Below are 10,286 nucleotides of genomic sequence, written 5' to 3'. Positions count from 1 at the left end.
CGTGAATGATTACTGGGGGTAGAGCACTGTTTCGGCTAGGGGGCTGTCATGGCTTACCAAACCGATGCAAACTCCGAATACCGGCTAATTGAATCACGGGAGACACACGGCGGGTGCTAACGTCCGTCGTGGAGAGGGAAACAACCCAGACCGCCAGCTAAGGTCCCCAAGTACTAGTTAAGTGGGAAACGATGTGGGAAGGCATAGACAGCCAGGAGGTTGGCTTAGAAGCAGCCACCCTTTAAAGAAAGCGTAATAGCTCACTGGTCGAGTCGGCCTGCGCGGAAGATGTAACGGGGCTAAAACTAGTCACCGAAGCTGCGGATGTGCGCGAAGGCGCACGTGGTAGGGGAGCGTTCTGTAGGCTGATGAAGGTGCATTGAGAAGTGTGCTGGAGGTATCAGAAGTGCGAATGCTGACATGAGTAACGATAATGTGGGTGAAAAGCCCACACGCCGGAAGTCCCAGGTTTCCTGCACGACGTTAATCGGAGCAGGGTGAGTCGGCCCCTAAGGCGAGGCTGAAGAGCGTAGTCGATGGGAACCAGGTTAATATTCCTGGACTTTTTATAAGTGGTGAAGTGGGGACGAAGAAGGCTAGGTGAGCCAGGCGTTGGTTGTCCTGGTACTTGCATGTAGGGGGGAAGACTTGGCAAATCCGGTTTTCCATAACTCTGAGGTGCGAAGTGGTTCTGACCTTTTGGTACAGAGAAGTCATTGATGCCCGGCTTCCAGGAAAAGCTGCTAGCCATAACTTATAGAGAACCGTACCGCAAACCGACACAGGTGGACAGGTAGAGAATACTAAGGCGCTTGAGAGAACTCGGGTGAAGGAACTAGGCAAAATGGTACCGTAACTTCGGGAGAAGGTACGCCCTTTCTGGTGATGGGATTTACTTTCAGAGCTGGAGAGGGCCGCAGAGACCAGGTGGCTGCGACTGTTTATTAAAAACACAGCACTCTGCAAATTCGTAAGAAGACGTATAGGGTGTGACGCCTGCCCGGTGCCGGAAGGTTAATTGATGGGGTTATCTTCGGAGAAGCTCTTGATCGAAGCCCCGGTAAACGGCGGCCGTAACTATAACGGTCCTAAGGTAGCGAAATTCCTTGTCGGGTAAGTTCCGACCTGCACGAATGGCGTAACGATGGCCACACTGTCTCCACCCGAGACTCAGTGAAATTGAAATCGCTGTGAAGATGCAGTGTACCCGCGGCTAGACGGAAAGACCCCGTGAACCTTTACTATAGTTTTGCACTGGACTTTGATGATGACTGTGTAGGATAGGTGGGAGGCTGTGAAGTGAGAACGCTAGTTCTCATGGAGCCGCCCTTGAAATACCACCCTGTTGTTATTGAGGTTCTAACTTGGTCCAGTAATCCTGGATGAGGACAGTGTATGATGGGTAGTTTGACTGGGGCGGTCTCCTCCCAAAGAGTAACGGAGGAGCACAAAGGTACCCTCGGTACGGTCGGACATCGTACCAAGAGTGTAAAGGCAAAAGGGTGCTTGACTGCGAGAGTGACGGCTCGAGCAGGAACGAAAGTTGGTCTTAGTGATCCGGTGGTTCTGAATGGAAGGGCCATCGCTCAACGGATAAAAGGTACTCCGGGGATAACAGGCTGATACCGCCCAAGAGTTCATATCGACGGCGGTGTTTGGCACCTCGATGTCGGCTCATCACATCCTGGGGCTGAAGCAGGTCCCAAGGGTATGGCTGTTCGCCATTTAAAGTGGTACGCGAGCTGGGTTTAGAACGTCGTGAGACAGTTCGGTCCCTATCTGCCGTGGGCGTAGGAAAATTGAGAGGAGCTGCTCCTAGTACGAGAGGACCGGAGTGGACGAACCTCTGGTGCACCGGTTGTCACGCCAGTGGCATGGCCGGGTAGCTAAGTTCGGACGGGATAACCGCTGAAAGCATCTAAGCGGGAAGCCTCCCTCAAGATGAGTTTTCCCATGAAGCCCGTTGAAGACTACGACGTTGATAGGCAAGGTGTGGAAGCGCAGTAATGCGTGAAGCTAACTTGTACTAATTGGCTGATTGTCTTGACCATATAATCTGAGTAACTTCAGAATGTGATATTGATTTGTATACCTGATACGTATCGTGTAAACTCTGACTCTTTACCAAACCTGTGGCTTAATAAAGCAATCAAAGCCTCAGGTAAACCAGTTTTCCTGGCGACTATAGCGATTTGGAACCACCTGATACCATCTCGAACTCAGAAGTGAAACATTTCCGCGCCAATGATAGTGTGAGGCTTCCTCATGCGAAAGTAGGTCATCGCCAGGGTTTTATTCCTTATAGCGGCTCTCAAGCCGCTTCTTTTATTTTCACATGTTTTTTTCTATTAATTAAATCCTCTATTGACCAAAGTACAATCTGATATCAAAATAATTCCTATTTATTAGCAAGCATGACATTGTTTAGGTGATTCCAGTTCAATAGTATTGATAGAGAATGCTTGTTGGTTCAATTTGGTTTATTAAGGATAGGCTGCAGACTTTAATGTTAGTACAAGACATTCGTAGGTTTCTTGATGAGTTGAGGGAATCGAAAACTATTCTTCCCTGTGATAAAAGATTATCTGCTATTTTACAAGAACATTTCTCGCATAGAGAAAATCATGAAGAGTTAACCTCCAATGATATTCAATTTGTTTTGCAATGTTTTAGCGAACGCTGGATTGCTGACTCAGAGTGTGATTATCTGCTTTATCCTTCTCAGGCAAACCAGGTTTGGATCAAGTTGGCTCATGAGATAGAACCATTCACAGATAAAAATTATTTGCAAATTTTGCTGCCCCACGTAACCAATCAGTTTGATTTTAATAATTTAACTCCATTGACTGAAACCGTTCGATTGGAAAATTTTTATCTTGGATATGATGGAAAAACTTTATATAGAAAAAGAGGATTATGTGAACATTTGCTTGATAATCAATTTGAGTTATCCACTTGTAGAACACTAAAGACTAAACAATGTGAAGTAATGACTATTGAAGAATTAACGAGGTTATATAAAGGAAAATATTGCAATGGAGAATTTTCTATTGATAAAGAAAAATTTGATAATTTTTGGGATTTTCTATACAAAAAAACTTTTCCCCGAATGCAATCAAGAGGTGAAATTCCATTAGAAGTACTTCCTCACTTGCTTATGTTAATTGAGAGTTATTATCATTTAAAAAATTCTGGAGCAGATTTTAAATTATTTACAGCAGAGATTCACAAATTTTTTAAAATATTATATCAGTTTAAATTAGAAAATATTAATTTTCTCTATGGAGTTAAAATTCTATATCATGGGAAAGAATACTATCTATTAGAACTTTTTGTTTTAATCAATATGGCGCAATCTTATGATGTGGATGAACAGTTAAAAGCTATAATGAGTTGGCTGTATCAATTTAATCCCATATTAAAGGCATCAAATAAAGGGTTATTATCTTTTTATGCAGAATTGGAACCAAAATTCCACTCGGAAGGTCACTTAGAGAAGAGAGTAGAAACTGGGACAGACAATTTATTGTATCGTATTAAAACTTTTTTAGTGTCATTATTTGTTACCCCATTCGAAGTTTTTCCTTTTTCAGGTAAAACAATCAGTTTTTGGGATATCAAAAATGTAATCTTTTCAGAAGGACAAGAGATCTATAATCAGTTTGCTCCTTTCATAATGACGAATAAGTTAGACGCTTTAATTGCAGTCTATAAAAAGACAATGGATGAGCACATTATCCTTTGCCAAAAAAATAAACACATTTGTAAATGGCTGACACACTATCAATCAACGCTGGATTGGTATCAGCTGGTAGAGGCGGGTGATTTATCTAAAATGGATGTTTATTGGTTTGACCCGGAATTATTATTTCATGTTTTAGTACATTTTAGATTGATTAATAAATCATTGGGCGAAAAAATTGTTAATTTTTTGGATGAATTAATACATACTTATGCTCAAAATAATAATGAGTTTCAAATTCAACTGAGAGTCAATATTTTATTTTCCAGATTCTTGAAGAGTTTAGATGAACAACAGAGACGAAAATTAATTTTAACTTTGTCATTGTTTGATCCTGTAGAGGCTAAAAGTAAATTTTTAACGAACTGCATTCATTATGTGACAAACCGACTATGTCAAATTAGTATGCATCAGTTAGACAGTTCCCCTAATTTTTTTGGCACTTACCAATGCATAGATAGTAAGAAATTGTTAATTAATAAAACAGATGTAAAGCAAGTGAGTGCTATTTTGGAAGCCTTTAAAGAAATGCTTCATTCGTTAGAAGAGCGTTGTAACCCTGAGCAATTGGAAAATATGCTCATTTTCCTGCGAAATATAAGCCGCCCTATTTTGACTGTTGCGGAAATAGAAGAGGCACAACAATCAGCCCGAGTTATCGATTATATAGGCGCTCCGACCTGACTTAATTAACTGGAATTATCCTAATTCATTATTGTGCATTTTGAACTCATCGCATTGATATGGATCGATTGTCTTGGCCTAGATGAGCAAAGCTTGCTCCAGTGCGCGAATTGAATCATAATTAAACAATTTGTCTTATTTATGCTTTTGAAATTATAATATGTCAAATCTAATAGAACTTGCTTTAAGAAACGCGGCACTTGATAGAACAAAACTTTTAAGTCAGGTACAAAAAATTGAATTTTTAAATGGTTATGATCCCAGGTTTGTCGAGGGATTGATATCATTAGAAATGATAGGCGATATTGATGAATACGTTGCTTCTTTGATGTATGTTAAAATGACTGATAAATACACTCAGGAGGAAAAAGAGCAATTAACAGATACTATATTAACCATCAATAATGATCGATTGATTTCATGCCAATATCGCTTTCCTCAATTATATCAAAAATTAATGCAAGACCAATTTTTATCTACTTTCTTTTCAAGTTCGCATTTGCTCCCCAATATTGCTCCAGGCACAAATAATCAATCTTATGAAACAGTAAGTACTAATAATAAAATGAAGATGGAGTCAGCAAAGTTATATGGGCATTATGAATATTATCAATGTGTTGTCGCTTTAATCACTCAAATTGATGGTTCTCGATATTTTTATCATTTGAATCCAAACCGTATCTTTGGTGATTACATGGGTAGTGCGCCTTTGAAATTATCAGGTAGTGAACTTAAAGATGTAAAGGATATAACCTTTATCCTTCACCCGCGAAGTATGGTTGATTATCGCGAATTTCAAAGATTACAAGAGAGAAATATTGTTTTTAAAACCGTTATGCTACCAGTGGGGGCAAAGTCGGTATCACTTAGTTATGATACAGATAAAGATGTATTGACGGTTAACAATCTTGAGGCAGGACAAACTGTAACATATAACAATCTGCTACAAACACCCCAATATAATAGATATCAATATACACCTGAGCAATATTTCATGACCCAACTATATAGAGGCCAAACATGGGCAGAAGCACTTGGCGAGGCATTGGATAAATATATTGTTACAAGACAAGAAGGAGCAACCTGGTGGGATCTTAAACCATTATTTTTTAATCGTAAGACTACAAAAAATAATATGATTGCTGCTGCGCGGATCAAAAAGGAAATTGAGGCTGGTGCTACCTCATTTGATTTTACAGGGGTTAGCAGGAATGGCTTGCTTAATCAATTATTAACAACTGCTGTTGACTATCAATTAGAATACCAGCGTGGATTGCAAAACGGGGTGCTTTCGGCTGAAGACCTAACAACAAGTGCTGCGTTACGTTGATAACTGATTATCTATTTTCGGAAGAGCTTTTTGTTTACTCTTTTAAACTATTAAATTGGGCACATAATTTTGTAAAATTTTCATATCGTTGGGTTGAAATCTTTCCCTTATTTAGCGCATCAATGATCGCGCATTGGGGCGTATTAATATGTGTGCAGTTGCGGAATTTACATTGGGACAAATAAGGTTTGAATTCTTTATATCCTTGAGCAATCATAGAGCAATCAATATCCCACAAGCTGAATTCCCGAACGCCTGGCGAGTCTATCAAGGCACCACCACTAGGTAGATGATAATAGCGAGAGTTTCTTGTAGTATGTTTGCCTAACTCTGAGACCATGGATATTTTATCGATCGCAATATTTTCCTCATGTGGCAATAAACTTGAAATCAATGATGATTTGCCTACCCCCGATTGGCCAACAAAAACACTGATTTGATTATTTAATGCTTGTTTTAATGGTACTATTGTGTCTGGGGTTTGGTTACTTGCCATGATGACGGGATAGTTCAGCAATTGGTAATCCATCATGAGTCGCTGCTGAAGTGTTTGACAGGGAAGATCAATTTTATTGAGAACGATCACCACGTGTACTTGAAGTATCTCTGCCATAATCAAATAGCTGTCAAGTAATGGCCAACTAATCTCTGGTTTTGGAGCAATCACTACAACCAGTTGAGTGATATTTGCCGCAACGGGTCTCTTTAACCCCTTCTGACTGGGCCTTGCCAGTAAGCTTCCCCTGGGATAGATGCTCACAACTACCCCTTGTTTCTCACCTTCTATCTGCCAGATTACTCTATCACCAGCCACCAGTGTGTCAAGATTAGGTCGGATAGAGCAAAGAATTCGTTTCCCCTGATTGTCTTCAATTTCTGCATGCCTGCTAAATCGAGTAATGACTAAACCATCAGCCAGGTTATCGGAGTTATTTCCCATGTATTCATGGTAGTTTTTCTGGATTTTAGCTATACGGGCAGATTGCTGCTTATTGATTCGTCTTTTACTCATAGTGTCAATCTATACTATAATTGATGCGATTAATAATACAGTATGAAGGTAAATCATATTTAATGAAAGTCTACTTGGTAGGCGGTGCAGTTCGTGATCGATTATTAGGAATTCCTGTCCAGGAACAGGATTGGGTAGTCGTCGGAGCAACGCCGGAAGAATTATTAAAAAGAAAATATAGGCAAGTTGGGCGGGATTTCCCCGTTTTTTTGCATCCTGAAACGAAAGAGGAATATGCATTAGCAAGAACAGAGCGTAAATCAGCTCCAGGATATTATGGATTCATTTGTGATTTTAGTGAATCAGTGACGTTGGAAGAGGATTTGGCACGACGAGATTTAACGATTAATGCCATGGCTATGGATGAACAGGGAAATTTAATTGATCCATATCAGGGACAGCGAGATCTCGAAGAGAAATTATTACGTCATGTGTCCTCCGCTTTTGTAGAAGATCCTGTTCGGGTTTTACGTGTTGCCCGTTTTGCCAGTCGGTTTCATCATCTTGGATTTAGAATAGCCAATGAGACTCGTTTATTAATGTATTCCATGGTTAAACAAGGTGAATTAGCTCATTTGATCCCCGAGCGTGTTTGGCAGGAATGGCAAAAAAGTCTTGAAGAAAAAAATCCTGAACAATTCATTCTTTCTTTACGTTCCTGTGATGCATTAAGAGTGATTTTGCCAGAAATTAACTCATTATTTGGTGTGCCTAATCCACATCAATACCATCAAGAAATAGATACGGGCATTCATTCATTAATGACATTACGGGCATCATCTGAGCTTAGCGAAGAACCATTAGTACGATTTGCTGCTTTGGTTCATGATTTAGGCAAAGCCTCGACACCAATTCAGGCATGGCCTAAACACCATGGGCATGAGGAGGAGGGTACCAAGCTGATTCGAGCATTATGTGCTCGCTTGCGCATTCCTAATGATTATCGCGACTTGGCCGTTACAGTGGCGCGAGCTCATTTGAATATTCATAGGCTATGCGAATTGCGTCCTAACACAATCGTCAAGCTTTTGGAGCAGGTAGATGCCTTTAGACGACCTCAATTATTTCATAAAATATTGATTGCTTGTCAAGCAGATGCCGAGAGTTGTGGCAAAACAGTGGTCTATCGCCAAACTCAATTATGGAATGAAATATTATCTGAATGTGTTAAAGTGACGCCACAAACTTTTATCGTACAAGGTTATGAAGGTAAAGCGATTAAGGAGGCCATGCATCAAAGTCGTGTGGCTTGTGTAGAGCGAATTATGACTTCTTGGAAATCAAATGAAAAATAATCAAAATTTAATTTGGATTGATTTGGAAATGACTGGCCTTGAGCCAGAACAAGATAGAATTATAGAAATGGCCACGATTGTAACGGATCCACAACTTAACATTCTCGCAGAGGGACCTGTCATAGCGGTGTCTCAGCCTAAAATTCTTCTAGACAGTATGGATGCATGGAATACAAAGCAACATAATCAGTCGGGATTGGTGAAGCGAGTTTTAGAGAGCAATGTCAGTGAATCTCAAGCTGAACAATTAACGATTGAATTTTTAAAACAGTATGTGGATAAGGGAAAATCACCCATGTGTGGCAATAGTATCTGCCAGGATAGACGTTTTTTATATAAATACATGCCTGAGTTGGCTGCTTATTTCCACTATCGGAATTTGGATGTCAGTTCGTTGAAAGAGCTGGTATTGCGCTGGCGTCCAGAATTAATGAATGGAGTAGTTAAGGAATCGAAACATCTTGCTTTGGATGATATAAAAGATTCAATCAATGAGCTGATTTATTATCGACAACATTTTATTAATTTGCCGGAAGTAAAAAATGACAAATAGAGAACGTTTAGAATTACCTAATGGCGCTAAAAAGTTATTACTTCATTCCTGTTGTGCTCCTTGTTCAGGTGAAGTGATGGAAGCGCTCATTTTTTCTGAGATTGACTTTACTATATTTTTTTATAACCCCAATATTCATCCTCTCCAGGAATATGAAATAAGAAAAGAAGAGAATATTAAGTTTGCCCAAAAGCATAATATCCCCTTTATCGATGCCGATTACGATAAAGAAAACTGGTTTGCTCGAGCCAAAGGATTGGAATGGGAGCCAGAAAGAGGCAAGCGTTGCACTATGTGTTTTGATATGCGATTTGAAAGAACAGCACTCTATGCTTATGAGCATGACTTTCCTGTTATCAGTAGCTCTTTGGGTATTTCACGTTGGAAAGATATGAATCAGATCAATGATTGCGGAGTGCGGGCAGCAAGTCATTATCCTGATTTGATATATTGGACTTATAATTGGCGAAAGAATGGCGGCTCTGAAAGAATGTACGAAATTGCCAAAAGAGAAGCATTTTACAAACAAGAGTATTGTGGTTGTGTTTATTCTTTACGAGATACGAATGCCTGGCGCAAGCAAAATACAAGAGATCGCATTAAAATTGGACTTAATTATTACTCTGCAAGCAAGAACGAAGGAGACTTATGAGTAAGCATTCGCATGATGGAGCACACCATCATGAGCATGGGGAAGTGACTTATGACAGGGCTTTTATAATTGCAATTACTGCGAATGGCCTTTTTGTTGTGATGCAAATTATTTTTGCCTATTTAGCGAACTCTACCAGCTTGCTAGCAGATGCTTTTCATAATTTAGGTGATGTATTAGGGCTGATTTTAGCATGGGTAGCAACCGGATTAATGAAGAGAAAACCTACCCATAAAGCAACTTATGGATTTAAAAAAACCTCTATTTTAGCGGCATTGGCCAATGGAGCGTTACTGGTATTTACTTGCGGGATCATAGCGACAGATGCAATGTATAAGTTATTTTCACCGACTGAAATTCAAGCTGTCTCTGTGATGATAGTCGCTGCGATTGGTATAGTCGTGAACTTCTCTACAGCGCTCTTGTTTTTACGGGGTTCTGACGATCTTAATATTCGAGGAGCTTATTTGCATTTATTTTATGATGCTTTGATCTCGGTAGGTGTTGTTTTATCAGCGGGTGTATTATACCTGACGGGTTGGTTATGGATAGATCCGGTTGTCGGACTATTAATTGCATTAGTGATTTTGAAGGGCACCTGGTCACTATTTGCGGATAGTTTCAGATTAATTATTGACGGTGTTCCCCGTGATATATCCTGGATTAAAGTCAGTGATTTTCTCTTGGCTATCCCTGGTGTAAAATCTATTCATGATTTACATATTTGGGCAATCAGTACGAAAGAAAATGCACTTTCCGTTCATTTATTTATGCCCGAGGAGTCATTATCTGATGACTTGCGTAGAGAGCTGGTTGAAAAATTAAAGCATGATTTCAGCATTCAGCATGTCACTATTCAGGTTGAAAAAACAGAAACGGAATGCAATGACGCATGTCATAATCCCAGGATAATCATTTAATTGGGGCTGGATTTACGACCCCTAATTTCTTTGTTTAAAAAAAGGTTTAATTTATTCATTAATTGTATCTAAACGCCCTTATTAAAAACATTTTTTGC

The 10,286-nt window shown here is 39.7% G+C and carries 7 protein-coding genes and 2 rRNA genes (1 of these 9 only partly in view); 8 read left to right on the top strand and 1 reads right to left on the bottom strand.

The window, feature by feature from the left end:
• The 4 genes from LPG_RS13870 to LPG_RS13855 all read left to right on the top strand — a co-directional run.
• Positions 1 to 2,051 (top strand): 23S ribosomal RNA (locus tag LPG_RS13870) (it extends 842 nt beyond the left edge of the window).
• Positions 2,052 to 2,174: 123 nt separating this feature from the next.
• A 5S ribosomal RNA gene (gene rrf, locus LPG_RS13865) occupies positions 2,175 to 2,290 on the top strand.
• Positions 2,291 to 2,458: 168 nt separating this feature from the next.
• Positions 2,459 to 4,426 carry a lpg2745 family Dot/Icm T4SS effector gene (locus LPG_RS13860; protein WP_010948443.1) on the top strand — a complete coding sequence of 656 codons (1,968 nt, stop codon included), beginning with the start codon at positions 2,459 to 2,461 and terminating at the stop codon, positions 4,424 to 4,426.
• Positions 4,427 to 4,586: 160 nt separating this feature from the next.
• On the top strand, positions 4,587 to 5,756 hold the full coding sequence (locus tag LPG_RS13855; RefSeq protein WP_010948442.1) for a lpg2744 family Dot/Icm T4SS effector: 1,170 nt from the start codon (positions 4,587 to 4,589) through the stop codon (positions 5,754 to 5,756).
• Between the two features lie 34 nt (positions 5,757 to 5,790).
• Here the strand turns inward: LPG_RS13855 and rsgA are convergent, their stop codons facing one another.
• Entirely contained in the window at positions 5,791 to 6,768 is a 978-nt protein-coding gene (gene rsgA / locus LPG_RS13850; RefSeq protein WP_010948441.1) for a small ribosomal subunit biogenesis GTPase RsgA, read from the bottom strand.
• A gap of 62 nt (positions 6,769 to 6,830) precedes the next feature.
• Between rsgA and LPG_RS13845 the strand changes: the two genes are divergently transcribed.
• The 4 genes from LPG_RS13845 to LPG_RS13830 are packed head-to-tail and all read left to right on the top strand — an operon-like array spanning position 6,831 to position 10,188.
• Positions 6,831 to 8,063 carry a multifunctional CCA addition/repair protein gene (locus tag LPG_RS13845; RefSeq protein ID WP_010948440.1) on the top strand — a complete coding sequence of 411 codons (1,233 nt, stop codon included), beginning with the start codon at positions 6,831 to 6,833 and terminating at the stop codon, positions 8,061 to 8,063.
• Positions 8,053 to 8,616, top strand: a complete 564-nt coding sequence (gene orn / locus LPG_RS13840) for an oligoribonuclease (protein WP_010948439.1) — start codon at positions 8,053 to 8,055, stop codon at positions 8,614 to 8,616. Before LPG_RS13845 ends, orn begins: the two co-directional genes overlap by 11 nt.
• The gene (locus tag LPG_RS13835; protein ID WP_010948438.1) at positions 8,606 to 9,268 is read left to right on the top strand and encodes an epoxyqueuosine reductase QueH; all 663 of its coding nucleotides are present in this window, start codon (positions 8,606 to 8,608) and stop codon (positions 9,266 to 9,268) included. The genes orn and LPG_RS13835 overlap by 11 nt, the downstream gene beginning before the upstream one ends.
• Entirely contained in the window at positions 9,265 to 10,188 is a 924-nt protein-coding gene (locus LPG_RS13830; RefSeq protein ID WP_010948437.1) for a cation diffusion facilitator family transporter, read from the top strand. The genes LPG_RS13835 and LPG_RS13830 overlap by 4 nt, the downstream gene beginning before the upstream one ends.
• Positions 10,189 to 10,286: the final 98 nt, after the last annotated feature.

Source organism: Legionella pneumophila subsp. pneumophila str. Philadelphia 1, assembly GCF_000008485.1.
Taxonomy (GTDB): Bacteria; Pseudomonadota; Gammaproteobacteria; order Legionellales; family Legionellaceae; genus Legionella; species Legionella pneumophila.
The sequence above is the reverse complement of the archived record's forward strand: the minus strand, read 5'-3'. Positions and strand labels throughout refer to the sequence as shown.

What these genes read in the sequence shown, in the direction of transcription:
- LPG_RS13860 (WP_010948443.1), top strand. Translation starts at nt 2,459, where the DNA reads ATGCTTGTTGGTTCAATTTGGTTTATTAAGGATAGGCTGCAGACTTTA.
- LPG_RS13855 (WP_010948442.1), top strand. Translation starts at nt 4,587, where the DNA reads ATGTCAAATCTAATAGAACTTGCTTTAAGAAACGCGGCACTTGATAGA.
- rsgA (WP_010948441.1), bottom strand. Translation starts at nt 6,768, where the DNA reads ATGAGTAAAAGACGAATCAATAAGCAGCAATCTGCCCGTATAGCTAAA.
- LPG_RS13845 (WP_010948440.1), top strand. Translation starts at nt 6,831, where the DNA reads ATGAAAGTCTACTTGGTAGGCGGTGCAGTTCGTGATCGATTATTAGGA.
- orn (WP_010948439.1), top strand. Translation starts at nt 8,053, where the DNA reads ATGAAAAATAATCAAAATTTAATTTGGATTGATTTGGAAATGACTGGC.
- LPG_RS13835 (WP_010948438.1), top strand. Translation starts at nt 8,606, where the DNA reads ATGACAAATAGAGAACGTTTAGAATTACCTAATGGCGCTAAAAAGTTA.
- LPG_RS13830 (WP_010948437.1), top strand. Translation starts at nt 9,265, where the DNA reads ATGAGTAAGCATTCGCATGATGGAGCACACCATCATGAGCATGGGGAA.